Source organism: Arthrobacter sp. zg-Y40 (genome assembly GCF_020731535.1).
GTDB lineage: Bacteria > Actinomycetota > Actinomycetes > Actinomycetales > Micrococcaceae > Arthrobacter_B.
Genome location: NZ_JAJFZS010000001.1, coordinates 630,253 through 655,894 on the forward strand (window position 1 = coordinate 630,253; position 25,642 = coordinate 655,894).

General features: G+C 67.1%; 23 protein-coding genes and 1 pseudogene. 7 read left to right on the forward strand and 17 right to left on the reverse strand.

Features of this window, described 5'->3' with window-relative positions:
- Nucleotides 1-76: 76 nt before the first annotated feature.
- Nucleotides 77-751, forward strand: coding sequence for a hypothetical protein (locus tag LJ754_RS02980; protein WP_227925290.1), 675 nt, complete (start codon nucleotides 77-79; stop codon nucleotides 749-751).
- A 338-nt stretch (nucleotides 752-1,089) separates the two neighbouring features.
- On the forward strand, nucleotides 1,090-2,379 hold the full coding sequence (locus tag LJ754_RS02985; protein ID WP_227925292.1) for a hypothetical protein: 1,290 nt from the start codon (nucleotides 1,090-1,092) through the stop codon (nucleotides 2,377-2,379).
- Here LJ754_RS02985 and LJ754_RS02990 read toward each other — a convergent pair.
- Complete coding sequence (locus LJ754_RS02990; RefSeq protein ID WP_227912634.1) at nucleotides 2,376-3,098, reverse strand: redox-sensing transcriptional repressor Rex; 723 nt, start codon at nucleotides 3,096-3,098, stop codon at nucleotides 2,376-2,378. The genes LJ754_RS02985 and LJ754_RS02990 overlap by 4 nt on opposite strands.
- A gap of 41 nt (nucleotides 3,099-3,139) precedes the next feature.
- On the reverse strand, nucleotides 3,140-3,391 hold the full coding sequence (locus LJ754_RS02995) for a glutaredoxin family protein (RefSeq protein WP_227912633.1): 252 nt from the start codon (nucleotides 3,389-3,391) through the stop codon (nucleotides 3,140-3,142).
- Between the two features lie 66 nt (nucleotides 3,392-3,457).
- Here LJ754_RS02995 and LJ754_RS03000 point away from each other — a divergent pair, with 66 nt between their 5' ends.
- Nucleotides 3,458-4,270, forward strand: coding sequence for an HAD family hydrolase (locus tag LJ754_RS03000; protein WP_227925293.1), 813 nt, complete (start codon nucleotides 3,458-3,460; stop codon nucleotides 4,268-4,270).
- A 110-nt stretch (nucleotides 4,271-4,380) separates the two neighbouring features.
- Here the strand turns inward: LJ754_RS03000 and LJ754_RS03005 are convergent, their stop codons facing one another.
- From LJ754_RS03005 to LJ754_RS03025, 5 genes are all read right to left on the reverse strand, one after another.
- On the reverse strand, nucleotides 4,381-4,479 hold the full coding sequence (locus tag LJ754_RS03005; RefSeq protein WP_003792170.1) for a 30S ribosomal protein bS22: 99 nt from the start codon (nucleotides 4,477-4,479) through the stop codon (nucleotides 4,381-4,383).
- 167 nt (nucleotides 4,480-4,646) lie between these two features.
- A complete protein-coding gene (locus LJ754_RS03010; RefSeq protein ID WP_227912631.1) occupies nucleotides 4,647-4,859 on the reverse strand; it encodes a helix-turn-helix domain-containing protein in 213 nt (70 codons plus the stop codon).
- 186 nt (nucleotides 4,860-5,045) lie between these two features.
- Nucleotides 5,046-6,386, reverse strand: a complete 1,341-nt coding sequence (gene gdhA / locus LJ754_RS03015) for an NADP-specific glutamate dehydrogenase (protein ID WP_227925295.1) — start codon at nucleotides 6,384-6,386, stop codon at nucleotides 5,046-5,048.
- Nucleotides 6,387-6,483: 97 nt separating this feature from the next.
- The gene (locus tag LJ754_RS03020; RefSeq protein WP_227925296.1) at nucleotides 6,484-6,963 is read right to left on the reverse strand and encodes an ArsR/SmtB family transcription factor; all 480 of its coding nucleotides are present in this window, start codon (nucleotides 6,961-6,963) and stop codon (nucleotides 6,484-6,486) included.
- 47 nt (nucleotides 6,964-7,010) lie between these two features.
- On the reverse strand, nucleotides 7,011-8,219 hold the full coding sequence (locus LJ754_RS03025; RefSeq protein ID WP_227925298.1) for an acetoin utilization protein AcuC: 1,209 nt from the start codon (nucleotides 8,217-8,219) through the stop codon (nucleotides 7,011-7,013).
- Between the two features lie 175 nt (nucleotides 8,220-8,394).
- On the opposite strand from LJ754_RS03025, the gene LJ754_RS03030 reads away from it, so the two are divergent.
- Nucleotides 8,395-9,774 carry a TrkH family potassium uptake protein gene (locus tag LJ754_RS03030; protein WP_227925299.1) on the forward strand — a complete coding sequence of 460 codons (1,380 nt, stop codon included), beginning with the start codon at nucleotides 8,395-8,397 and terminating at the stop codon, nucleotides 9,772-9,774.
- Nucleotides 9,767-10,435: a potassium channel family protein gene (locus LJ754_RS03035; protein WP_227925301.1), complete on the forward strand. Its 669-nt coding sequence runs from the start codon at nucleotides 9,767-9,769 to the stop codon at nucleotides 10,433-10,435. Before LJ754_RS03030 ends, LJ754_RS03035 begins: the two co-directional genes overlap by 8 nt.
- Before the next feature lie 447 nt (nucleotides 10,436-10,882).
- Here the strand turns inward: LJ754_RS03035 and proC are convergent, their stop codons facing one another.
- The 7 genes from proC to trhO all read right to left on the reverse strand — a co-directional run bounded on the left by proC (nucleotide 10,883) and on the right by trhO (nucleotide 21,322).
- Entirely contained in the window at nucleotides 10,883-11,728 is an 846-nt protein-coding gene (gene proC / locus LJ754_RS03040; protein WP_227925303.1) for a pyrroline-5-carboxylate reductase, read from the reverse strand.
- Nucleotides 11,729-11,787: 59 nt separating this feature from the next.
- On the reverse strand, nucleotides 11,788-12,663 hold the full coding sequence (locus tag LJ754_RS03045) for a sugar phosphate isomerase/epimerase family protein (protein ID WP_227925305.1): 876 nt from the start codon (nucleotides 12,661-12,663) through the stop codon (nucleotides 11,788-11,790).
- A gap of 1 nt (nucleotide 12,664) precedes the next feature.
- Nucleotides 12,665-13,687, reverse strand: a complete 1,023-nt coding sequence (locus tag LJ754_RS03050; protein ID WP_227925307.1) for a Ppx/GppA phosphatase family protein — start codon at nucleotides 13,685-13,687, stop codon at nucleotides 12,665-12,667.
- A gap of 27 nt (nucleotides 13,688-13,714) precedes the next feature.
- The gene (topA, locus tag LJ754_RS03055; RefSeq protein WP_227925308.1) at nucleotides 13,715-16,453 is read right to left on the reverse strand and encodes a type I DNA topoisomerase; all 2,739 of its coding nucleotides are present in this window, start codon (nucleotides 16,451-16,453) and stop codon (nucleotides 13,715-13,717) included.
- A gap of 179 nt (nucleotides 16,454-16,632) precedes the next feature.
- Nucleotides 16,633-18,255 (reverse strand): DUF7059 domain-containing protein, encoded by a 1,623-nt coding sequence (locus tag LJ754_RS03060; protein WP_227925310.1) that lies wholly within the window; start codon nucleotides 18,253-18,255, stop codon nucleotides 16,633-16,635.
- A 107-nt stretch (nucleotides 18,256-18,362) separates the two neighbouring features.
- On the reverse strand, nucleotides 18,363-20,210 hold the full coding sequence (locus LJ754_RS03065) for an FAD-binding protein (RefSeq protein ID WP_227925312.1): 1,848 nt from the start codon (nucleotides 20,208-20,210) through the stop codon (nucleotides 18,363-18,365).
- Between the two features lie 218 nt (nucleotides 20,211-20,428).
- Nucleotides 20,429-21,322 (reverse strand): oxygen-dependent tRNA uridine(34) hydroxylase TrhO, encoded by an 894-nt coding sequence (gene trhO, locus LJ754_RS03070; protein ID WP_227912619.1) that lies wholly within the window; start codon nucleotides 21,320-21,322, stop codon nucleotides 20,429-20,431.
- 84 nt (nucleotides 21,323-21,406) lie between these two features.
- Between trhO and LJ754_RS03075 the strand changes: the two genes are divergently transcribed.
- Nucleotides 21,407-22,060, forward strand: coding sequence for a GNAT family N-acetyltransferase (locus tag LJ754_RS03075; RefSeq protein ID WP_227925318.1), 654 nt, complete (start codon nucleotides 21,407-21,409; stop codon nucleotides 22,058-22,060).
- Between the two features lie 124 nt (nucleotides 22,061-22,184).
- On the forward strand, nucleotides 22,185-24,524 hold the full coding sequence (locus tag LJ754_RS03080; protein WP_227925320.1) for a DEAD/DEAH box helicase: 2,340 nt from the start codon (nucleotides 22,185-22,187) through the stop codon (nucleotides 24,522-24,524).
- 116 nt (nucleotides 24,525-24,640) lie between these two features.
- Here the strand turns inward: LJ754_RS03080 and LJ754_RS03085 are convergent, their stop codons facing one another.
- From LJ754_RS03085 to LJ754_RS03095, 3 genes and pseudogenes are all read right to left on the reverse strand, one after another.
- Nucleotides 24,641-25,054: an Rv3654c family TadE-like protein gene (locus tag LJ754_RS03085; RefSeq protein WP_227912616.1), complete on the reverse strand. Its 414-nt coding sequence runs from the start codon at nucleotides 25,052-25,054 to the stop codon at nucleotides 24,641-24,643.
- Complete coding sequence (locus tag LJ754_RS03090; RefSeq protein ID WP_227925321.1) at nucleotides 25,038-25,379, reverse strand: TadE family type IV pilus minor pilin; 342 nt, start codon at nucleotides 25,377-25,379, stop codon at nucleotides 25,038-25,040. Before LJ754_RS03090 ends, LJ754_RS03085 begins: the two co-directional genes overlap by 17 nt.
- A 128-nt stretch (nucleotides 25,380-25,507) precedes the next feature.
- Nucleotides 25,508-25,603: pseudogene (locus tag LJ754_RS03095) on the reverse strand (DUF4244 domain-containing protein); the annotation flags it as partial.
- Nucleotides 25,604-25,642 lie beyond the last annotated feature (39 nt).

The window sequence follows — 25,642 nt, forward strand, 5'->3', positions numbered from 1 at the left end:
GGGGGCGCCCCGGCCGCCCCTGCCGGAGCAACAAACCGCCCAGCCGCCTAAGACTCCAACCAGTTAGCAGGCGGACATGACTACACCTGAGAACGCTCCCGAGCCAGGTCGCGAAAACAACCCTCCACCCGCCGGTGCCCCCGGCACTCCGAACCCTTACGGATCCCCGCAGCCGGGAGGCGGCACGCGCCCCGAGCCCCAGTACGGCCAGTACGCCTCCGGGCCGTACGGATATCAGGCGGCACAGCCCTCCGGGTACGCCTATCCCGGCGGCGGTATGGGTAAACGTGCTCCCAAGGGACCGGCTCCGCGGGAAGTGGTGATCGGATCCTGGCTCATCCTCGCTGCCGGCGTCCTGAGCCTGATCAACAACATCATTACTTCCTTCAGCCTGCCCTCGCTGCTCACGCCCGAAGAGCAGCAGACACTCACAGACTCGGGCATGACCCCCACCAGCGTGAATTCCTTCCTGGTGAGCTTTGGCATTGTGGTCGCCCTGATCGGTTTCGGCTTCTACATCCTGATAGCCGTCTTTGTCCGGAGGGGGAAAAACTGGGCCCGGATCCTGGGGACCGTGTTCGCTGCCTTCGCCCTGATCGGCATCATCACCATGGCCGCCACGTACTTCACCTCACCGCTGGGGCTGCTCTCACTGCTCTCCAGCCTGCTGGGCATTGCGGGCATTGTGATGCTCTATCTCACCCCCTCCAACCCTTATTTCCGCACCACACCCCTGTACCCGCCGTATTGACCCGGCGAGTCCAGGAAGGGCCCCCGGAAGGCCCCGGACTGCAATATGGATAGTCCCGCCGGTTTGCGGCGGGACTTTTCCCTTCCCGCTGCGGGTTCAGCGCAGGGGTGGTCACACGGCTTCAGTGCCCGCGTAGCGTTAGGTATTCTCCCGGAAGCGCGGCCCTGCCCGCAGTCGCCTCCGGAGACGCCGTTTCCGCCGCGAAGGGGATCACCATGGCCTCACTTCTTCCTAACCGCCGACGCCAAAACCATCAGGGGCAACTGACAGAACCGGTGAATGATTTCACCTTCCCGGCTCCCCCGCCGCATCCGCCGTCGAAGAATCTGCCGAAGGGTATGGATAACAGCGAAGCCCTGGACAGCAACGCTCTGGACAGCGCTGCCGCAGCCGGAGGCCCCTCACGGAATGAGGAAGAAGTATTGGCCTTGTGGTTCCGGAAAGGAGTCCTGGGACTTACTGCTTGGCTGGCCGCCGGGGCCAGGGGGGTGGGCCGGTGGCTCCTCGCCGGAGCACGGGGACTCCAGGCGTGGCTCCGCATCGGGTTGCACATAGCGGCGCTTCGGCTGCGCGCAGGTGCCGAGCGGACCCAAGCAGGCGCGCGCGCCGGAGCACACCTTGTCCAGACCGGCGCCCAAACCACCTCACGCCACATCCACGCCGGCGCACACGCAGCATCCCTGCGCATCCAAGCCGGCGCCCACGCCACCACCCGCACAGCCCGCGCCGGAGCACACCGAGTCCAGGTCAGCGCCCAAACCACCTCGCGCCACATCCACGCCGGCGCACAAGCAGCATCCCTGCGCATCCAAGCCGGCGCACACGCCACCACCCGCACAGCCCGCGCCGGCGCCCACGCCACCACCCGCACAGCCCGCGCCGGAGCACACCGAGTCCAGGTCAGCGCCCAAACCACCTCGCGCCACATCCACGCCGGCGCACAAGCAGCATCCCTGCGCATCCAAGCCGGCGCACACGCCACGTCCCGCGCAATCCAAGCCGGGGCCCACCAGGTCCAGACCGGTGCCCGGACCGCTGCTGCTCAGACGCGGGCCGCGGCCCGGTGGATGCGAAAAAAGCTCCCCTCTGCCACGGGCAACCCGGTGCCCTTCATCGCAATTTCCTGTACTTGTGTTGCCGGTGCGGGCGCGCTCAACCTCGGTGACACCTTCGCAGCGGTTTCCCGCCTTCCCGTTCCGGAGTCCCTGCCGGGGGTGCTGTCCATCCTCGAACGGTTCGGCGTCAACGGTTCGCAATACGTCAGGGCCGTGGCGATCGTGGAAGTGGCCTACGCCCTGGTGTTCTTCGGCGTCGCGCTCCTGCTTGCCGTCTGCATTTGGGAAAAACGCCGCTGGGCCCAGGTGACGGCAGCCATACTGGCAGTGGCAGCTCTGGCGTACGCCATCCCGGCGGGCACAGGCGTTCAAACGGCCGCCGCAGCAGCCGCCGCCCTGGGGGCTGGCTTGACCTTCACCAAGGGCGCGGCTCCATGGTTCCGTTCCCCGCGCCGCAGCGCCGCACAGGTCGACGCGCAGCAGGACTACACCGCAGGTCACGGAATGGATAACCCGGAGCCCGACGTCGTATCTCCGGGCCGGGCAGAGCCGGCCCGCCCGGACGCTGTTTAGCGTGCCAGACGGGCCCGCGCGTCGGATGCGATCTCCGATACCTGGGCCCGCTGGGCATGGTAGGCCAGGATCTGCAGTTCCGTAGCCATGTCCACCTTGCGGATCTGGACGTTCGGCGGTGCCTGCAGCACCACCGGCGCGAAGCTGAGGATGCTGGTGATGCCGGACGCCACCAGCCGGTCGCACAGTTCCTGGGCGACGTCGGCCGGGACGGAGAGCACCGCCATGTTCGCCCGCGTTTTCACCAGCACGGTTTCGAGCGACTGGATGGGGCTGATCTTCAACCAGCCGACCTCCTGGCCGATTACCATCTGGTCCGCATCGAAAAGGGCCACCACTTCGAAGCCGCGGCTGCCGAAACCGGGATAGCCGGCCAGTGCACGCCCCAGGTTGCCTGCACCCACTATCGCCACCCGCCAGTTCAGCGTCAGTCCCAAGGCCGCAGAGATCTGCCCGCTCAGGTACGGCACGTCGTATCCCACCCCCCGGGTCCCATAGGAGCCCAGGTAGGAGAGGTCCTTGCGCAGCTTCGGGGAGTTCACTCCCGCTGCCTCAGCCAGCTCCTCGGAGGACACCCGCTCTATGCCGTCAGCGAGCATCACGGACAAGGCACGCAGATAAATGGTCAGGCGGGCCAGCGACGCCGGAGGGATATGCCGCTGGGTTCCGGGCCTGGCGGCCGGCGGGGCCTGGTCGCTGTTTGCGGTTTCCCGTTCCATAGCGGTCTGCTCCTCGGCTGAGCGGGCTTCTTCCGGCATCATCATGCCCCCAGCAGCCGTCTGAGGCGCGTTTCATCGATGGTCCAAAAATCCCTTTGCACACCGTCGATGAACAGCACCGGTATCTCCTCGCCGAAACGGGCCGCGAGTTCGGGGGCTTCCTCGGCATTTTGCTCCTGCCAGGGCACGCCCAGTTCCCCGCCCACGCGCTTGAGCACTAACCGGGCCTCTTCACACAGGTGGCAGCCCGGTCGGGTCAGGAGGACAACTTCGGGTCCGGCGGATTCGCTCATAGTTCCAAAATAGCGCCAAACCTCGCGATTTCCGCGCCCGGGCCTGGATTTGCGTAGACTCGGAATATGCCCCGATCCACTGCAGTCCGAGCCAGCGGGACCACGTCTGCAGCGGGCAAGCCGGGCGAGGCGGCCTTCTTCGATGTGGACAACACGCTGATGCGCGGAGCCAGCCTGTTCCATGTGGGCCGCAAGTTGCACCAGCGGAAAGTCTTTACCCTGCGGGAAGCCGCCGGCTTTGCCGGCAAGCAGCTGCGTTTCATGCTCCAGGGCGAGAACCTCAAGGACGTCCACTCGGTCCGGGACGCGGCACTGGCCTTCGCCATCGGACTGTCGTCGGAAGATGTCCGCACGCTTGGTGAAGAGGTCTACGACGAGATGATCGTCTCAAAAATATGGCCCGGCACCCGCGCCCTGACCCAGCAGCACATGAAGTCCGGCAGGCCGGTATGGCTGGTGACCGGAACCCCGGTGGAGGTCGCTTCGGTGATCGCGTCGCGGCTCAACCTCACGGGTGCCCTGGGCACGGTCAGCGAGGTATCCGACGGCCTCTATACCGGGCGGCTGGTGGGCGAGTTCCTCCACGGGCAGGCCAAGGCCGACGGCGTTTTGGCACTGGCGGAAAAGGAAGGCCTGGAGCTGGAAAACTGCTGGGCCTACAGCGACTCCTATAACGACGTTCCGTTGCTGAGCATGGTGGGTCATCCGGTAGCCATCAACCCGGACGCCCGGCTGCGCCGTCACGCCCGCGAACGCAACTGGCCCGTTTATGACTTCCGCTCCGGCCGCAGGGCAGCAACCTTGGGCCTGAAGTCCGCAACCGTGGCCGGCGCCGCCTACGGCCTCTGGCGGGGCTTCACCCGGGTCCGCGGCCGCTGAGCCGAAGCACGCCTTAAAAGCCGAAGCCCGCCGTCCCGGAAGACTGGCGGGCTCTGCCACAGCGGACCGGCAAACTGCACGGGACGCTGACAGCGGTCGCGGAGAAGTGGTTACTTCTTATTGCGGCGCTGGTGGCGGGTCTTGCGAAGCAGCTTGCGGTGCTTCTTCTTGGCCATACGCTTGCGGCGCTTCTTGATTACTGAACCCACAGAGTCCTCACAAACTAATTAGGAGTCACCGGTATCCATCCCCTGCGGCCCAAGGCCGCAGGGAGTGCACGCCGGTAGTTACTTGCGACGATTAAAACGTTCCTTAACAGGGTACAGCGTCGGCGCTGCGGTAATTGACAGCATGGAACCGCTGGCGTGCTGCTTCCTCACGCGGTGTCGGAACGCCGGTCAATGACGGCGTCTCGAAGCACCTTCTGCACGGCCGACTCCGGAACCCGGTAGGACCGGCCAAAGCGGACCGCCGGCAGCTCACCTGAGTGGACCAGCCGGTAGACCGTCATTTTGGAAACGCGCATGACATCGGCGACTTCCGACACCGTCAGAAACCGCACATCCGAGAAGTTTCCCTCGTCTGCCATTTATCCCTGTCCCTTTGCTCATTAGCTGCCGCTCCCGCAGCTCGGCATTGGAGAATACTGAGCTGAAAGACATCGCGTAATACGCCACGGCGACGTGAGTCCGGCCCCGTTTGTCCCTACTGTAGTGGCTGGAGTAACCATAGTGGAAGTTCTTTCCCTCCACGATGCCCGGCAGGAACGGAACAGCTAGATAACTCCCTGGGCCAGCATGGCATCGGCCACCTTGACGAACCCGCTGATGTTCGCGCCCACCACGTAGTCGCCCGGCGCTCCGTACTCCTCCGCTGTGCGCGCGCAGCGCTCATGGATGTTCACCATTATTTCGGACAGCCGGCGCTCGGTGTGCTCAAAGGACCAGGAATCCCGGCTGGCGTTCTGCTGCATTTCCAGGGCCGAAGTTGCCACCCCGCCGGCGTTGGCTGCCTTGCCGGGTCCAAAGAGCACGCCGACGCCCTGGAACGCCGAAATGGCCGCCGGGGTGCAGGGCATGTTGGCGCCTTCGGCCACCGCCCGGACCCCGGACTGGATCAGGGCCAGCGCGTTGTCCTCGTCCAATTCGTTCTGGGTGGCGCAGGGCAGGGCGACGCCGGCGCCCGCGTCCCAGATCGACCCGCCTTCCACATACTTCACCGAGTGTCCGCGGCGCTGGGCGTACTCGGAGATTCGCCCGCGTTCGATTTCCTTGATCTGCCGCAGCAGCGGCACGTCAATGCCCTTCTCGTCCACCACGTACCCGGAGGAATCGGAGCAGGCCACCACGCTGGCGCCCAGCATCTGCGCCTTGTCAATGGCGTTGATGGCGACGTTGCCGGATCCCGAGACGATCACGCGCTGCCCGTCCAAGCTCATGCCCTTGGTTTTGAGCATTTCCTCCACGAACATCACCACGCCGTACCCGGTGGCTTCGGGGCGGACCAGGGACCCGCCCCAGCTCACGCCCTTACCGGTGAGCACGCCGGATTCGTAGCGGTTGGTGATGCGTTTGTACTGCCCGAAGAGATAGCCGATTTCCCGGCCGCCCACGCCGATGTCCCCTGCCGGAACATCCGTGTACTCCCCGATGTGCCGGTACAGCTCGGTCATGAAGGACTGGCAGAAGCGCATTACCTCGGCGTCGGACTTTCCGCGCGGGTCAAAGTCGGAGCCGCCCTTGCCGCCGCCGATGGGCATGCCGGTAAGCGCGTTTTTGAAAATCTGCTCGAACCCGAGGAATTTGATGATGCCCAGGTAGACGGACGGGTGGAACCTCAGCCCGCCTTTGTACGGCCCCAGCGCCGAATTGAATTCCACCCGGAAGCCTCGGTTGATCTGGACCGCACCTTTGTCATCCACCCAGGGAACCCGGAAGATGATCTGCCGCTCCGGCTCGCAGATGCGCTGCAGGATAGCCGCTTCGGCGAACTCCGGGTGCTTGCGCAAGACCGGCGCCAGCGAATCGAAGACCTCCACCACGGCTTGGTGGAACTCTGTTTCGCCGGGATTGCGGCGGAAAACGTCGTCGCGCACACGGGTGAGTACTCGTTCCATGTCCTGCTCCTTATGCGTCGGGGCACCGTCAGCACTACGCTAGTCCGGCGGGTGCCCTGACGCGATGCGCGCGTAACGAACGGGCCGCACGTCACCCCTACGGGCGGCGGCGGCGGAATTTGGGCAGCTGTCCGAACAGGTCCGCGGCACGCTCTGCGGCACGGCCGACGGTTCGGCCCAGGTTCTGGACACCGGCGTCCAGGGGCAGCGGACGGGCCTCCGCAGCACCGGGAACGAGGGCACCGGCGGCAGCCGCCGCCGCGGTGGTGCGCGCGGTTCCCACGGAAGCCAGGCGCGGTGTATGCCCGCTCAGGGAAGGCAGTTCGAAGGCCCGCAGCCAGAGCACGAGTTCCTCCAGGGGGGCGGCCTGCAGCGAGTAATAACGGCGCTGCCCTTCAGCGCGCATGGTGACGAGTCCTGCGTCGCGGAGCACCTTCAGGTGCTTGGACACGGTGGGCTGGCTGACCTCCAGCTCCTCCACCAGCGTCCCTACGGACTTGTCCCCGGTACGCAGGGCACCGAGGATTTCGCGGCGGGTGCCTTCCGCGATTACAGCAAATACATCGTCACAGACCATGGATTTACCCTAACCGCATACGGGTGCCCGGGCATCTTCGGGCTCGGCTAATCGAACCAGGGATCCAGCCCGTGCAGCGGGAACAGCTCCTTGCGGGTGGCCATCACCGTGCGGTCGATCCCGTCATTTGGGTCGTATCCCACTTCCCAGGAACGCCACCACAGGTCCGCCCCGTCCCCCATGACGTCCGTGCATTTCACTCCGTGTTTTTCCAGCACGTAGTCCCGCCAGGCCGCGGGCACCGGCGTTGAGGGGCGCACCCGCCCGTTGGCAGCCACGGAAATGAGCAGGGCCCAGGAGCGGGGCACCACGGATGCCACGTTGTAGCCGCCCCCGCCGGTGGCAATCCAGCGGCCTTCGCACAGCCGGCCGGCCAGGTCACTGATGGTCAGCGCAACCTGCCGCTGCGCCTCAACGCTGATGCGCAGGTTGGTCAGCGGATCGTCCTTGTGGCTGTCGCACCCGTGCTGGCTGACAATCACTTCCGGGGCAAACGCCTCGGTCAGCTGCGGAACCACCGCGTGGAAGGCCCGCAGCCAGCCGGCGTCCGTGGTGCCGGCAGGAAGGGCGATGTTCACGGCCGTGCCCTCCGCGCCCTTTCCTCCGGTCTCGTTGGCGAACCCGGTGCCGGGGAAAAGGGTCAAACCGCTTTCGTGCAGCGAAATGGTCATCACCCGGGGATCGTCCCAGAAAATGTTCTGCGTTCCGTCGCCGTGGTGGGCGTCGACGTCGATGTACGCCACCCGCTGCACGCCCCGGTCGAGGAGGCGCGCGACGGCGGCCGCGGCGTCGTTGTACACGCAGAACCCCGCCGCCTTCTCACGGCCGGCATGGTGCATTCCCCCGGAAAAGTTCACTGCGTGCAGCACACTGCCCGAAAGCACGGCGTCCGCGGCCGCCAGCGAACCGCCCACCAGCCGTGCGCTGGCCTCATGCATGCCTGCAAAGGCCGGGTTGTCTTCGGTGCCAAGGCCCATGGCCGCATTGCAGTCCGACGGATCGGCACTTGCGGCCTGCACGGCACTGACGTAATCAAAGCTGTGCACGGTCAGCAGGTCCGCGGCGTCGGCAACGTAGGGCTGTTCCAGACGGACGCCTTCCACGTCGAAAAGCCCCAGTTCCCGGACAAGCCGTGCAGTGAGGTCCAACCGGTGCGGGCTCATGGGATGGCCTGCACCGAAGTTGTAGGCCAGCAGCGATTCATCCCACACAATGCACGTTGGCATAATGGGAAGGCTGAGCCCGGAACTGATCATGCAGACAGGGTACGTGATCCGGGGGTTACTCTGATATTGGGGTCCGTGCCCGGCTGCCGGATCAAACCCTTTAGCGCGCTCTGCTGGATTATGTTTGCTGTGCTGAATCACCGCGGACAAGAACGGAAACTGGAACCAAGAGACCATGGCACTTCCTCGGCAGCCACTCCTGCAAATGAACCCCCGAAGCGAACGTTCGTTCCTTTCCGCAGCCCGCGAATTCGTCGACAACATGGTCAGCGGCCGTCCGGCGCGCCTGGCACTGACGGTCTTCGCCCTGGTCATCCTGCTCTTTACCGCCCTCCTGAGCCTGCCGGTGGCCTCCACCAGCGGCGAGGCCACCCCCCTGCACGATGCCCTGTTCACTGCAGTATCGGCTGTGTGCGTCACCGGCCTGACCGTGGTCTCCACGGCCACCTACTGGTCAACGTTCGGGCAGGTGCTGATCCTGATCGCCATCCAGGTGGGCGGCCTGGGCATCCTGACACTCGCTTCCCTCCTGGCGCTGGCCGTCAACAAGCGCCTGGGCGTGCGCGGCAAGCTTCTCGCCCAGGAAAGCATGAACACCGGGCGGCTGGGCGAAGTAGGCCATCTCCTGCGCATTGTCTTCAGCACCGCCGTCGTCATTGAACTGGCCCTGGCCGCGGCCATGGCGCCGCGGTTCATGATCCTGGGCGAATCCTTCGGGCAGGCAATCTGGCACGCGGTGTTCTACTCCATCTCCGCCTTCAACAATGCCGGCTTCACCCCGCACTCGGACGGCCTGGTCCCCTATGAGGAGGACCTGTGGATCCTGGTTCCGCTGATGCTGGGGGTGTTCATTGGCTCCCTCGGCTTCCCGGTGATCATGGTCCTGCTGCGGACCCGCCACCGCCTCAGCAAATGGAACCTCCACACCAAGCTCACCGTCCTGGTGTCCCTGATCCTGCTGGTGGTGGGAGCAGTGGTGTGGGGTGCCTTCGAATGGTTCAACACCCGCACCATCGCTGACCTGTCCTTCTCGGACAAGATCATCCACGCCCTGTTCGCCTCGGTCATGACCCGCTCCGGCGGGTTCAACCTCGTCTCCATGTCGGACCTGGATTCCAGCACCCTGCTCGTCACCGACATGCTGATGTTCGCCGGCGGCGGCTCGGCTTCCACCGCCGGCGGCATCAAGGTCACCACCATCGCCGTGCTGTTCCTGGCCGTCGTGGCCGAAGCCCGCGGCGACTCGGACGTCCGGGCCTTTGGCCGGACCATCCCGCAAAGCGCCATGCGGGTGGCCATTTCGGTGACCATCCTGGGCGCCACCCTGGTCTCCGTAGCCACGCTCGCCCTGCTGGTCATCACCAACGAAACCCTGCAGCCGGTACTGTTCGAAGTGATCTCCGCGTTTGCCACCGTGGGCCTCAGCACGGGCCTCAGCGAGGTCCTGCCGCCGTCGGGCAAGTACGTGCTCTCCCTGCTGATGTTCGCCGGACGCGTCGGCACCATTACCCTTGCCGCGGCCCTGGCCGTGCGCCAGCGCAACACCCTGTACCACTACCCCGAAGAAAGGCCGATCATTGGCTGACAGACCTCCACACAACGCCCCGGTACTGGTGATCGGCCTGGGCCGCTTCGGTGCCGCCACCGCCGAACAGCTGGTCCGGCAGGGACGCGAAGTCCTGGCTGTGGAACGCGACCCCGCGCTGGTGCAGAAAGCCTCCGGCATCCTCACCCACGTGGTGCAGGCCGACGCCACCAACATCGAGGCGCTCAAGCAGCTGGGCGCCGAGGACTTCTCCGCCGCCGTCGTGGGCGTGGGCACCTCCATCGAGTCCAGCGTGCTGATCACCGTGAACCTCGTGGACCTGGGCATCGAGCACCTCTGGGTTAAAGCCATCACTCCGGCGCACGGCAAGATCCTTACCCGGATCGGCGCCAACCACGTCATCTACCCGGAGGCCGACGCCGGCCGCCGCGCAGCACACCTGGTGGGCGGCCGGATGCTGGACTTCATTGAATTCGACGACGGCTTCGCCATCGTGAAAATGTACCCGCCCAAGGAGACGCAGGGCTTCACCCTGGGCGAGGCCAATATACGGGCGAAGTACGGAGTGACCGTGGTAGGCGTGAAGTCGCCGGGCGAGGACTTCACCTACGCCCAGCCGGACACCAAAGTCTCCAGCCGGGACACCCTGATCGTGGCCGGGCACGTCGATCTGCTCGAGCGGTTCGCGGCACGGCCGTAGGGTCTGGCGTCCGGGGTGGCGCTGGCAGGGCCTGCGGGCCCGGCTCCGGCGGCAACGAAATTCCTCGCTCGCAGAGCTCGCTTGGAATATTAAAGCCGCCTCCGCCACGCCCTGCGGCGATGCAGACCTTCTCCGCGCCTCATCTGCAGGGGTGCTACCGGGCTACACGGCGCCTCGGGACGAAGCGCACCAACCGTGAGGCCTTTCGACCGGAAACGAAGAGCCCCGAACCTCAGGGATGCGGGCCGTTCCCGGAAAACCCTGCGGTTTGTGTGAAACCCCTCGTTTTGTGCAATTCCCCGCACCGCGCGGCGCAGGGAATGCCACAATCCGCAGGGAATACGACAAACCGCAGGGTCCCGGGGCGCCGTGCTGGACTTGCAGCGGCAGGACCCGGCGGATGCAAAGGCGTAATCGACCGCCCGGAGGCAAGTCAGCGGGCCAGGGCTAAGCCGTCAACTGCTTCGTGATTTCTTCGGCGCGGGCCGTCGCTGCCCGGGCACCGGCTTCGATGATGGCCGGAAGGCCGCGCTCGTCGAAGGTCTTGATGGCTGCCTCCGTGGTGCCGTTGGGGCTGGTGACGCCGCGGCGCAGGGCCGTGGCGTCGGCGTCGGGCTCGGCCAGCATGTAGCCGGCACCGGCGACCGTTTCGCGTGCGAGCAGGGCGGAAAGGCCCGGGTCCAGGCCCAATTCCACACCGGCACGCGCCATCGCCTCAGCCAGGTAGAACGCGTACGCCGGGCCGGAACCGCTGACGGCGGAAACGGCGTCGACCTGTTCCTCGGGCACCTCCACCACTGTTCCGGTGGCCGCGAGGACCCGGCGGGCCAGTTCCATCGCTTCGGAGCCGCCCGAGGTGCCGGCAGAAATGGATACGACGCCGCGGCCCAGCCGGGACGGCGTGTTCGGCATGGCGCGGACTACCGGCTGACCGGCCGGAAGCAGTGATTCCATCAGCTCCAGCGGTACGGCCGCGGCGACGCTGAGCACGACGGCGCCCCGGGGCAGCGCGTCAGCGACTTCGCGCAGCAGGTCCGCCACCCCCACGGGTTTGACGCCCACAATGACCAGGTCCGCTCCCGCTACGGCCTTTCGGTTCGACTCGGCGTCCTCGCCGCCGGCCAGCACCGTGATGCCGTGCGCCGCGCGCAGCTCTTCCGCCCGCTCCGGGCGCCGGACCGTGGCGGTGACCTGCTCAGCGGGCAGTCCGCCAGAGAGGATCCCGCCAAGGATCGCTTCGTTCATTGAGCCGCAGCCCAAAAATGCCAGTCGGGGATTCGATGCGCTGTCCATGGCTTCGATTCTGTCATGGACCTTCCCCGGGCCGGTTAGGGAAGCGGTCAGGCGGCCGGTCAGGCGCCGAGACTGCTGCTGGGGCCGCCGACCGGCGCTTTGGGACGCAGGTGCTCGCGGGCGAAGTCCAGGGTCTGTTTCAGCTGCTCTTCGCGCTCCCCTGCTCCCCTGCTTCTCCGGGTGCTGACCTCAATGGCCACCACACCCTTGAAGCCGGCGCCGGCAAGGTAGGAGAGGGCTTCGGCGCAGCGCTGCGTACCTTCGCCCGGGAGCAGGTGCTCATCCTTGCCGTTGGGGGTTCCGTCGGTCAGGTGGACGTGGCTGAGCCGGTCACCGAGTTTGAGGATCTGTTCAAAGGAGTCCATGCCCGCAATCGCTGCGTGGGAGAAGTCCCACGTCACGTGCTCGTAGGGTTCCGGAACCGGGTTCCAATGCGGCAGGTATGCCTTCGCCTCACGGCCGCGGACGCGCCACGGGTACATGTTCTCCACCGCGATGGTGACCCCGTACTGCTCCGCGATGGTCTTGACCCCTTCGGCGAAGTTCTCGGCATAACCGGTCTGCCAGCGGAACGGCGGGTGCGTCACCACGGTGGAGGCACCAACCTCGGCAGCCATGGCCGCGGACATCTCAATCTTGGTCCAGGCTTTGCCCCAGACCTGCTGGGTCAGGAGCAGGGTGGGTGCGTGGATGGCGAGGATGGGCTGCTGGTACCGCTCGCTCAGGTCACGGAGGGTGTCCGGGTTCTGGCTGATGGAGCTGTTGGTGACCATGATTTCGACGCCGTCATAGCCGAGGTCATGGGACACGGCGAAGGCGTCGTGCACCGAGAGCGGATACACGGAGGCACTCGAAAGCGCGACCGGGATTTCAGTCGGTGCGGTCAGCGGCTGCCCGGCGGCCGTCGAGGGGACGGCGGAAGGTGACGGAGTCATTTCAGCTGTGCTTTCCGTTGGTGGAAGGACCGGCTCCCGCAGGGACGAGGAACTCCTCGCCTTCGGCGGGGCCGCGGGGAAGGTCCCCGGTCGTTTCAAACCGCAGCGTATCGAAACGCCGCAGGATCAGGCCCTCGCGGAGCGCCCAGGGGCAGATCCGCAGGACGGGCACGTCAAAGGCTTCCATGGCGGCCTGGGCTACCAGTGCCCCGGCAAGCATCTGCGGTGCCCGCAGCGCGGAGACCCCGTCCAGTTCCGCACGGTCCCGGGAACTCATCGCTCCCAGCCGCTTGGTCCAGAGGGACAGGTCCTCCAGCGTGAGCCGGCGGGGCACAAAAGGTCCGGCGGCCGACGGCGCGGCCCCGGCAATGCGCGCAAGCGAGCGGAAGGTCTTGGATGTTCCGGTCACCAGGTCCGGGCGCCCGACGGCCGCGAACTCCTCCGCCGTCTCGCCGACCAGCCCGCGGATGTACTTGCGCAGCTTCTTGATGCTCTTGGGGGTGGGCGGGTCATCGGGCAGCCAGTCCCGGGTCAGGCGGCCGGCGCCCAGGGGCAGGGACCGGGCAATCTCGGGCAGCTCGTCATGGCCCATCGCCATCTCGAAGGAGCCGCCGCCAATGTCCAGGTCCAGGATGGTTCCCGCTCCCCAGCCGTACCAGCGGCGGGCAGCCAGAAACGTCATGGCCGCTTCGTCGCCGCCGGACAGTTCTTCCAGCCGGACGGGGGTCTCGCGGTGCACCCGGGCCAGGACCTCGGCACCGTTGGCTGATTCCCGGATGGCCGACGTGGAGAACGCCAGGAGGTCCTGGGCGCCGTGCCGGCGGGCAAAGTCCCACGCCTCGCTGACGAACCCGACCAGCTCATCCTGCCCCGCTTCGCTGATCGCGCCGTCGGGGTCCAAATAGGACACCAGCTGCAGGGGACGCTTGTGCGAGGCGAAGGGAGACGGGCGGGCACCGGGACGCGCGTCCACCAGCAGCAGGTGGACGGTATTGGACCCTATGTCGAGGACGCCTAGGCGCATGTTTCCATTATGGACTCTGCCCGTCCCCTACTTCTTCGCCGCGGCCTTCTTCGGAGCCGCCCGCTTGCGCACCGGCTTCTTGGCGGCCGGGGCCTTCTCCCGCTTCTCTGCGAGCAGTTCGATCGCCTGCTCGCGGGTCAGTTCCTCGATGGCCGTGGACCGGGGCACCGTGATGTTGGTGATGCCGTCGGTGATGTAGGGGCCGAACCGGCCGTCCTTCACCACAATGGGCTTCTCCGACACCGGGTCAACACCGAACTCGGCCAGCGGAGCCGCTGCCTGCCGGCCGCCGCGCTGCTTGGGCTGGGAGTAGATCTCCAGTGCCTGCTCCAGGGTGATCGTGAAGATCTCCTCTTCCGAACCGATGGAGCGCGAATCGGAGCCCTTCTTCAGGTACGGCCCAAAACGGCCGTTCTGCACGGTGATCTCGTTGCCCTCGGCGTCGGTACCCAGGACGCGCGGCAGCTTCATGAGCTTCAGCGCCTCCTCCAGGGTGACCGTCTCCACGCTCATGGACTTGAACAGCGAACCGGTGCGCGGCTTCGCCTTCACGGGCTTCTTCGGCGGCTTGGGCTTGCCGTTCTTGTAGTACTCCACCGGCTGGTTGGCCAGGTCCTCTTCGGTGGGCTCCGGGATCAGCTCGATCACGTACGGACCGTAGCGGCCGTTGCGGGCCACGATGGTCCGCCCGGTCTCCGGGTCGGTGCCGAGCACCCGTTCCTCGGGAGCCGCCGTCTCCATCAGTTCGATGGCCTTTTCGGCGGTGAGTTCGTCCGGGGCCAGGTCCTCGGGCACGTTCGCCCGCTCCGGCTCGGTTCCCTCCGGGGCGTCCGCGGGCAGCGGGCGCTCCAGGTAGGGACCGAACTTGCCCACGCGCAGCATGATGCCGTCGGCAATTTCGATGGAGTTGATGGCCTTGGCATCGATTTCGCCGAGGTCGTTCACGATGGTGTGCAGGCCGGTTTCAACCCGGTCGCCGTAGTAGAACTGGTTCAGCCATTCCACGCGTCCGGCTTCGCCGCGGGCAATGCGGTCCAGGTCTTCTTCGAGTTCTGCGGTGAAGTCGTAGTCCACGTAGTCCGTAAAGTGCTCTTCCAGCAGGCGGACCACGGAGAACGCAATCCAGCTGGGCACCAGGGCCTGTCCGCGGCTGCTCACGTAGCCGCGGTCCATGATGGTGGAAATGGTGGCGGCGTAGGTGGACGGACGGCCGATGCCGAGCTCTTCGAGCATCTTCACCAGCGACGCTTCAGTGAACCGCGGCGGCGGGGAGGTTTCGTGGCCGCCGGCGGCAATGTCCGCAGCGGTCAGCCGGTCCTCGGCTTTCAGCACCGGCAGGCGCGCACCCTCGGTGCCCTCGGCGTCGTCGTCCTCGCGCACGGCGTCGCGGCCCTCTTCATAGGCGGCCATGAAACCGCGGAAGGTGATGACCGTACCGGAGGCCGAGAACTCGGCGTCGCGCCCGTCGGTGGAAACTGCGCCGATGCGCACGGAGGCGGTGGAACCCTTGGCGTCGGCCATCTGGGAGGCGACGGTGCGCTTCCAGATCAGTTCGTACAGCCGGAACTCATCGCCGCGCAGCGAGGACGCCACCTGGGCGGGGGTGCGGAAGGAGTCACCAGCGGGCCGGATGGCTTCGTGGGCTTCCTGGGCGTTCTTGGACTTGCCCTTGTACACGCGCCGGGCCTCGGGCACGTACTCGGGGCCGTACAGTTCCGAGGCCTGCCGGCGGGCGGCGTTGATCGCCTGGTCCGACAGCGCCGGGGAGTCCGTACGCATATAGGTGATGTAACCGTTTTCATACAGCCGCTGGGCCACCTGCATGGTCACTCGGGAGGAGAAGCGCAGCTTACGGCCGGCCTCCTGCTGCAGGGTGGAGGTGGTGAACGGAGCGGCCGGACGGCGCGTGTAGGGCTTGGTGTCCACGGAGCGGACCGTGAACGCAGCCGATTCCAGGCCGGCGGCCAGGGACACGGCCGAGGCTTCGTCCAGGTGCACGGCGGTCTTGGATTTCAGCTCCCCGCGGTCTGTGAAGTCCTTGCCGGTGGCTACGCGGGCGCCGTCAACGGCCACGAGGCGGGCCTTGAACCTCTCGGCAGCCTCGGTGGCGAAGGTGCCCACCAGGTCCCAGTACGACGCCGGGCGGAACGCCATGCGTTCCCGCTCGCGTTCGACCACCAGGCGGGTGGCTACGGACTGCACACGCCCGGCGGACAGGCCGCGGGCCACCTTGCGCCAGAGCACGGGGGAAATTTCATAGCCGTACAGCCGGTCAAGGATGCGGCGGGTTTCCTGGGCGTCCACCATGGCCACGTCAACGTCGCGCATTTCCAGGAGCGCGCGCTGGATGGCTTCGCGGGTGATTTCCGGGAAAGTCAGGCGGTGCACGGGCACCTTGGGCTTGAGGACCTGCAGCAGGTGCCAGGCAATGGCTTCGCCCTCGCGGTCACCGTCAGTTGCGAGATAGAGCTCGTCGGCGTCCTTCAGGGCGGCCTTGAGCTCGGCCACCTTTTTCCTCTTGTCCGGGGACACCACGTAGTACGGCTCGAAGTCCTTGTCGAGGTCCACGGCGAACTTGCCCACCGCTGTCTTCTTCAGCTCTGCGGGCAGGTCGGAGGGCTGCGGAAGATCGCGGATGTGCCCCATCGACGCCGTCACCTCGAAGCCTTCGCCCAGGTACCCGGCGATGGTCTTGCCCTTGGCCGGAGACTCGACAATTACAAGCTTCTTCTTGCCGGTCTTCTTGTCCGTTGCCTTAACTGGCACTGTTCTCCTACGTAACGGGGTTCAAAATTATCGGGGACGCCTTGCGCCCTGGGTGTCCGGTGCATCCACGCCCCGGCCATCACAGTCCGGTTCATCCACAGACAGTATGCGCGATGCCCCAGCACTAGGGTAACCATAAAGCACCGCCGGCACTGACCTGCAACAGGATCGGCCGGGACCTATCTGTAAAGCGGAACGAGGAAGCCGTCCACCACCAGATTACGCACTTCCCGGACCAGGTCGGAGCCGAACTCAGGATCGGAGCGGTCCAGCAGTGCTGCCAGGGCGGAGGTAATCTGCCCGACGGACAGCTCGCCGTCGCAGGCGGAAACGAAGCCGGTGAGCTCCGTGCTCATCAGATTGGTCCGGCGCAGCCCGGCGCCCTGGCGGAGCAGGATCACACCCGGGTGTTCGGCGCCGGGACGCTGGTGGCGTTCCTCGGTCACGTCGTCGGCCACGGTCAGATGCGCGGAAGACAAATCGGCCTGCGCTCCCGCCCAGTCGAAACGCCGCACCGCGGCGTCCAGGTGCGGGCCCATGGGCTGCTCCACGGGATGGGTGATCTCCTCGAACCGGCGCAGCGGTTCGGCGCCGGCCTGGCGCCGGCGGCGCAGCCACAGTGAGCCGAAGCCCACAGACCCGACGCCGCGCGAGGCGAAGTCTGCCAGGTAACCGGCATAGGCGGCCGTGTATTCCTCCCGGTCCCGGCCCTGGGCAGCATCCCGCAGCCACATTTCGGCGTACTCGGCCGGGGTCAGCGTCTCGCGCTGGATCACCCAGGCATCGGTGCCCTCGGGCAGCCACTGCTCGATGCGCGCGAACCAGTTCTCCTCCTCGCCGGCAGGAATCTCCCAGTTGCCCAGCATCTGTGCGGTGCCGCCCGGACGCAGCACCTGCTCCAGACCGGAAACCAGCGCGGACACGATGCCGTCGCCGGCAAGCCCTCCGTCGCGGTAGGTGAAGCGGTCATCTTCAGAGTCGGCGCCCGTGCGCGGCGTGATGACGAACGGGGGGTTGGACACCACCAGGTCGAATTTCTCGCCGGCCACCGGCTCCAGCAGGCTGCCCAGCCGCAGCGTGAACCGGTCTTCCGGCTGGTCCGGGTCGATGTCCAGCTGGGCGGCGTTGAGCATCAGGTTGAAGCGGGCGAAGCCCAGCGCGCGTTCGGACACATCGGTGGCGGTGACGTGGTCCGCGTGGCGGAGCAGGTGGAAAGCCTGGATACCGCAACCGGTGCCGAGGTCCAGGGCCCGGCCCACGGGATTGCGCACCGTGAGCTGCGCAAGGCTCAGGGAGGCCTGGCCGATGCCCAGCACGTGGTCGCGGCGCAGCACGCCGGGGCGCTGGTGGCTGCCCAGGTCGCTGGCGACCCATAGATCACCGTCGGGGTTCCCCTCGGTGGGCGTGCCGCCGTCGTCGGCGCCGTAGGGCCGCAGGTCCACCGCCGCACGGAAGGTGCCGAAAATGAGGCCGCGCTCAATGAGCCCGAGTTCCAGCAGGCCTTCGGTGCCCGTGCGCGGCATGGCAGCATCCAGCTGTGCCCGCTCCACGGTCTCCCCCAGCAGCCAGAGCAGCACCGGCAGTGCTACCCGGCGCGGTTCTGCCGCATCGGCCTCGGCACGGCAGGCCAGCAGCGCCGGCACCAGCTGGTCCCGCTGCAGGGCCGCAGACGCTTCTTCGCCGAGGAACCCGGCCACACCGTCCACGGTGTAGCCCGCCTCCCCGAGGTCGGCGGCGAGCGCTTTAAGCAGCCAGGTATCCCGGCTGCGCGGTGCGGAGGGCACGAAGGAGAAATCAGTCACAAACCCAGTCTATGACCGTGCGGGCCGCAGTCCGTGCAGGGCCCGGCTGCGCCTGCCCGGACTCCGGCGGCACCCGGCCTCAGCCGGACCCTTTCCTATGCTTTTCCCTATCCTGCCGCCGGTTCCAGCGGCTCCGCGGAGGTGCCGCCGGAACCCGTGGAGTGTGCTGATGGGAGCGCAGCGGCCTGCCCTTCGGATGCCGTTCCGGCAGCGGGCGCCGCTGCCGCATGCCGGGCGGCCCGGTAGCCAAAGACGACGGCCGGGGCAATGGTGGCCCCCGCCCCGGGATACGTGCGGCCCATGACCGACGCCGTGGTGTTGCCGGCCGCGTAGAGGCCGGACATCACGCTGCCGTCCTCCCGCAGCACCCGGGCATCGGCATCCGTCAGCAAACCGCCCTTGGTGCCCAGGTCCCCGGGGTACAGGCGCACGGCGGAGAACGGCCCCTTCTCCAGCGGTCCGAGGTTCGGGTTGGGCTTGACCCGCGGATCGCTGTAGTAGTTGTCGTACACGGTGTCCCCGCGGTGGAAATCCTCGTCGATGCCGGTCTTGGCGAAGCCGTTGAACCGCTCCACGGTGGCCTGCAGGGCAGCCGGCGGCACACCCATTTTCTCCGCCAGGCCCGTGAGGGATTCGTCCTGGAGCAGCAGGCCCTGCTTCTTCCATTCGCGGCGGCCCTGCAGCAGCGCGTTAAAGAGGTAGCGGCGGGCGTGCCGGGCATCAAAGACCAGCCACGCCGGGTCCCCGGGGACCTTGCGGTTGTTTGCGAGCATGTGGTGTCCGAAGTCCACGTAGGATTCGGACTCGTTCAGGAACCGGTTGCCGGCTGCATCCACCACCAGCGAGAAGGGCATGGAGCGTTCGGCGAGGGTGAAAGTGACCTCGCCTTTCGGCCCCACGCAGGTGGGCCCCCACCAGGCATCGTCCATTAGGGCAAGCGCTCCCCCGCGGGCTGCCACAATATCGATGGCCTGCCCCAGGTCCCCTTCGGGTGCGGAGGAATACTCCTTCTCCAGGCCCTGGTACTTTTCCCGCCACTGCGCGTTGCGGGCGAAACCGCCGGCCCCCAGCACCACGCCGTGGCGGGCCCGGATACGCACGTCCCGGCCGTGGCGGCGGACGACGGCGCCCAGCACCGTGCCGTCGTCGTCCTGGATTAGGTCCACCAGCGGAGCCGACAGCCAGACCGGGGTCTGCTGGTTACGGACGATGTACATCAGCGACGAGGCCAGCGCCCCGCCCAGCCCGTAGAGCCGCTTGCCGCGCGCCAGCCCGCCGAGCGTGCGGAAGACAAACCGGGCACCCCGGATAAAGCCGCTGGGCGTGGACCAGGCCCGGGACAGTTCCCATACATCGTCGGTGGCCAGCGGGGCCGGGATGCCGGAAGCGGCCGGACGCGACTGCTTAAACCAGGGACCCAGCAGCTTGGTGTCGAAGGCCTTCACTTCCAGTGAGCGCCCCACCATGCCGCCGGGCCGGTCCGGATAGTAGTCCGGGTAGTCCTTGGACCGCATCCACTGCACGCCCAGGCCGCCCAGGAAGGTCACCACATCGGGCACGGTGCGCAGGAACGCGAGCTTGCGTTCGCGCGAGGAGGCCGGACCGACGTCGGCGATCACCTCTTCCATATAGGTCAGCGCGTTCTCTTGGCTGTCCTGAACGCCGGCCTGCTTCATCAGCGGGTTGTTGGGCATCCACAGCCCGCCGCCGGAAATTGAGGTGGTGCCGCCCCAGAGCTTGGTGCTTTCCACCATGAGGACGTCCAGGCCCTCGTCGGCGGCGGTGATCGCCGCGGTCAGGGCGGCGGCGCCGGTGCCGACCACCAGGACGTCCACCAGCCGGTCCCAGTGCTCCGGCCCGCCCCGGGGTGCTGCTGCCCGGTCAGCGGGCTCCGGAACTGCCGTCCGGCCGTCTCCGGTTTGGCTGTTGCCTTCGTCTACTGCTGCGTCCGCCACGTCAACACTCCCCCGCTTTGAGCCGCGCCCGTCCCCGGTCCGTCCGGCGAAGTGCCGGGTCCGTTCGGGCCTGCCGCGGGCCGTCGGCCCGTGTGCGGGACAGTAACAGCGGGGGTGCCGGAAGTACACAGGTTTATTAGGCTCCGCCTAAGTAGTGCGGAAGCTCCTGCCGCCGCGGCGGCGGGTCACTCGCCGGTCAGCGGCCGGTCAGCGGCGGGTCACTCGCCGCAGCCGTCCGGGCAGCGCAGGGTGGACGGATCGGAGGCGCAGTCCGCGCAGTACAGGGTGAGTTTGCGGCAGGACGGATTGGAACAGTTTTCGAACTTGCTCGTGGGCGCCTCACAGCGCACGCAGCGGCCGATGGTAACGGCGTCGTCGGTGAACTCGGTGTGCATCCGCTTGTCGAAAACGTACAGCGAGCCTTCCCAGAGGCCTTTGTCCCCGTAAGTCTCGCCGTACCGGACAATGCCGCCCTTCATCTGGTAGACCTCCTTGAACCCGCGGTTCACCATCAGGCTGGAGAGCACCTCGCAGCGGATGCCGCCGGTGCAGTACGTGACGACGGGCTTGTCCTTGAGGTCGTCATACTTGCCGGACTCGAGTTCGCTGATGAAGTCGTGCGTGGTGGACACGTCCGGAACCACTGCGCCCTTGAACTTGCCGATCTGCGCTTCGAAGGCATTGCGGCCGTCGAAGAACACCACTTCCTCACCGGCTTTTTCCTTCTGCTCCACGAGTTCGTGGAGTTCCTCGGGACGCAGGTGGGTGCCTCCGCCCACCACGCCGTTCTCGTCCACCTTCAGCTCCCCGGGTGCGCCGAAGCTCACGATCTCGTCGCGGACCTTCACGCTCAACCGCGGGAAATCCTCGGCGGAACCCTCGGAATACTTCACGTCCATCTTCTTGAAGGCGGGGTATTCCCGCGTCGCCTTCACATAGGCCTTCACCGCGTCCAGGTCTCCGCCCACGGTGCCGTTGATGCCGTCGCGGGAGATCAGGATGCGCCCGCGCAGGCCCAGCTTTTCGCACAACGTGCGCTGCCACAGCCGGACGGCGTCGGGATCGGAGAGAGGGGTGAAAGCGTAATACAGTGCAATTCGGTTCAGTGCCACAAGACAAGGGTAGACCGCCGGAGGATGGCCCATTTTCCCCGGGCCCGCATACCTTTCCCCACAGGTGCCCGCTAATGTGCATCTATGAGAGCGCTGGACGATGATCTGCTGGAGACCTGGGTCTCCGGCTGGGCACAGGCACGTGGTTACCGGACGCGGCATGAAGGCCGTTTTCCGGCCGCGTTGCTCCATGACCGGACCAACGACTGGGAGTATTTCGCGCTTGAGCCCTCCCACGACGAGTTTGCCGCCCTGGCCTCCTCCGCCCGGCACAGCCCTACCCGGCTGTTCACCATCGTCACCACGCGGGTCAACGAGATTTACGGTGCCGCCACCGTTTACGGTCTCCAGGTCCGCTCCACCGACGAAGTGCTGATGATCGCCGATATGTCCGGCCAGGACATCGAGGCGCCGGTGCCGCCCTGGGAGGACTTCGAGACGGAAACCACCCATGAGGGCAACGTGGGATCGGTGACCGTGCTCTCCGGCGGCACGCCGATTGCGCAGGGACGAGTGGCCGTGGTGAACGGCCACGCCGTCTTTGACCGGATCGTCACCGAGCCCGGGTTCCGCCGGATGGGGCTGGGCAGCTACGTGATGCGGGCGCTGACCGCCCTCGCGCTCGAGGACGACGCCGACTCCGGACTGCTGGTCGCGTCCGTGGACGGCCAGGAACTGTACCGGTACCTCGGCTGGGAGTCGCTGGCCAGCGTCGTAATGTTCGAGCCGCGGCTCTGACGTCCCCGATCCGCTGGTCCGGCCCGGGGGTGCAGGGGCCAGTGCAGGGGCCGGAGTCTGAGGGGGAGGTTCCCCCTGCAGTGAACATGGTCCGGCTCCGGTTCGCCGGTGGGAGAATGGGCTCGTGGCCCTACATGATTCCCTGATTCCGCTGCTGGGCGGCGGCGCAGAGCCGGAACAGCTGATGCATGTGCATCAGATTCCAGCCCGCCGGGCAGTCACCGCACCGTGGCCCGAGTGGGCGCATCCCGACGTCGTCGCCGCCTACCGGAACCTGGGCATCCAGGAACCGTGGGCGCACCAGATGGAAGCCGCCGACGCCGCGCACGGGGGCAGGCACACGATCATCGCCACCGGCACCGCCTCCGGGAAGTCCCTGGCCTACCAGCTGCCGGTAGTGGACGCCATCCACCGGACCTCCCTCGATGACCGCGCCACACTGGAGCCTTCCGGCGCCGTCGCGCTCTACCTCGCTCCCACCAAGGCCCTGGCCGCTGACCAGCTCGCAGCGGTGAAGTCGCTGAAGCTGCCGACCGTGCGGGCCGAGACGTACGACGGCGACACTGACACCGGTGCGCGGCGCTGGATCCGGGACCACGCCAACCTGGTGCTGGCCAACCCGGACATGCTGCACTTCGGGGTGCTGCCCAACCATGCCTGGTGGGCGCGGTTCTTCCGCCGCCTGAAGTACGTCATCATCGACGAGGCGCACAGCTACCGCGGCGTGTTCGGCTCCAACGTGGCGAACCTGATGCGCCGGCTGCGGCGGATCTGCCGGTACTACGGTTCCAACCCGGTCTTTATCGGTGCTTCCGCCACTTCCGCGGACCCTGAGCAGTCCTTCAGCCGGCTGATCGGCGCCCCGGTCACGGCGGTCACCGAGGACCGCTCCCCGCACGGGTCCACCACGGTGGCTCTGTGGGAACCGCAGCTCACCGAGCTGAAGGGCGAAAACGGCGCCCGGTCCCGCCGGACCGTGGTGGCCGAGACTGCGGACCTGCTGGCGAACCTGGTTTCCGCGCAGGTGCGGACCATTGCCTTCATCAAATCGCGCCGCGGCGCCGAGACCATTTCCACCATCACCCGGCGGCTGCTGGACGAGGTGCACCCGTCGCTGCCGGGACGGGTCGCGGCTTACCGCTCCGGCTACCTGCCGGAGGAACGGCGCGAGCTGGAGCGGCGGCTGCGCAGCGGGGAGCTGCTGGGTATCGCCAGCACCTCGGCCCTGGAACTGGGGATCGACATTTCCGGGCTCGACGCCGTGCTCGTGGCGGGCTGGCCGGGAACCCGGGCCTCCCTCTTCCAGCAGATCGGGCGGGCCGGGCGCTCGGGGCAGGACGCGCTGGCGGCCTTTGTCGCCAGCGACGACCCGCTGGACACCTATCTGGTGCACCATCCGGAAGCTATTTTCGATATTTCCGTGGAAGCCACTGTCTTCGACCCGTCCAACCCGTATGTGCTTGGCCCGCACCTGTGCGCGGCGGCTGCGGAGCTGCCGCTGACCCCGGACGAACGGGAGCTCTTCGGTCCCACCGCCGCCGGGCTGCTGGAGCAGCTGGTGGGCCAGGGGTATCTGCGGAAACGACCCTCGGGCTGGTTCTGGACGCATCCGGAGAGCGCGGCATCCATGGTGAACCTGCGTGCTGCCGGCGGCGGGCCGATCAACATTGTGGAGTCCGAAACCGGCACCCTGCTGGGCACCATGGATTCCCCGCAGGCGCAGTACCAGGCCCACACCGGGGCGATTTACGTCCATCAGGGCACTACCTTCCTGGTGGACGAGCTCAACGAGGCCGACCACTGCGCCATGGTTACCCGCACCAACCCGGAGTTCTACACCCAGGCCCGGGACATCACCCAAGTTGAGGTGCTGGAGACGGAGCGCACCGAGGAGTGGAACGGCATCCAGGTCTGCTTCGGGACGGTGAAGGTGACCACGCAGGTGGTTTCCTACCAGCGCAAGGCCCTGATTTCGAACGAAATCCTGGGCGAGGAGCCGCTGGAGCTGGAAGCAAAGGAATTGTTCACCAAGGCCGTGTGGTTCGTCATTGATGAACGCTTCCTGCTGGAGGCCGGACTGGCTGCTGCTGACTTCCCCGGCTCGCTGCACGCCGCCGAGCACGCTTCTATCGGGATGCTGCCGCTGGTGGCCACCAGCGACCGCTGGGACATTGGCGGGGTGTCCACCGCGTTGCACGCCGATACGGAGAAACCCACCATCTTTGTCTATGACGGCCACCCCGGCGGAGCCGGTTTCGCCGAACGCGGTTACGACGCCGCCCGGATCTGGCTGGCGGCGACCCGGGACGCCATCCGGGCCTGCGAGTGCGAGGGCGGCTGCCCGTCCTGCGTGCAGTCCCCCAAGTGCGGCAACAAGAACAACCCACTGGACAAGAAGGGCGCAGTCACGCTCCTGGACGTTCTGCTGAAACATGCCCCGGACGAGGCGCTCGCGCTGAGTTAGCCGGAGGGACAGGGGCGCTACCCCTCGGGTGCAGGGGACGCTCCCTTGGTGTGGGCGAGGGGGACGCTTACCGGAGCCCGGCATCCTTGGAGGCTGCACCAAGACGCCTGCTGCCCTCATTCCGGCGGCCCTGCGCGTGCGGCGGCCGCTGCCGGGACTGGAAGTGCGGGCACCAGCACCTCTGCCCGCACTGTGACCGTGCCCCGGCCGGCATCGGCCCTGCAGTCGGCGAGCCGCGCGTTGTTCCGGGCCGCCACGCCCCGCGCTACCTCGCAGGCGTCTTCGCTGGCTCCCGCGCCGACGGGTCCCGGAGGGCCCAGCCCGCGGAGTGCGTCGGCACCGGCGAGCGCGGCCAGGTCGGCTGCTGCACCGGCCCGGATGGCCGCCACCGAGACCTGAACCATAACCAGGCCGAACACGGCAGCCCCCACCAGCACCAGACAGATCCCAATGGAAGCGACGGTTCCCGCTCCCCTGTCCCGGACGTCTGCTTCTCCGGCTTTCTCCGGGGTCTCAGCGCGGAACCCCATCGGGCAGGCCTCCATCCCCGGGAAAGGCCAAAGCATCTGCGGAGAGCTCCAGCGGCAGCATGTTCAGCAAGGGCAAGGACAGGGCGCTGCGCACTTCCACCGTGATCCACGGTCCTTCCCCGGACAGGACCAGTTCCGCCGACGGACCGGCCACCCTCGCCGCCGCTGCCTGGGCAGCGGAGCTGTCTGCCCGCATCACCTCCCGAGCCGCTGCCCGGGCCGCCTCCTCCAACCGCAGCTGCGTCACACCCGCTGCGATTCCGGTCAGCCCGGCGGCCAGTACCAGCACGATTGCCGGCAACGCCACCGCAAACTCTGCCGTCACTGCGCCACGGTCGCCTAGTACCCGGCCTCCCGCGGCCCGGTCTGGTTCCGCAGCCCGGTCTGGTTCCGCAGCCCTGGCCCGCATCCTTGCCCTCACGCCTGTCCTCACCCAAGTCCTCACACCTGTCCTCACCCAAGGGTCAGTGCGGACCGGATCAGCGAGACCAGCATGGACCGCACTTCGTCGCTGCCGAGTACAACCGCCAGCAGCCCGGCAAAAGCAACCGCAGCCGCTGTGCGTTCAGGGAAACATACTTTAGGTTA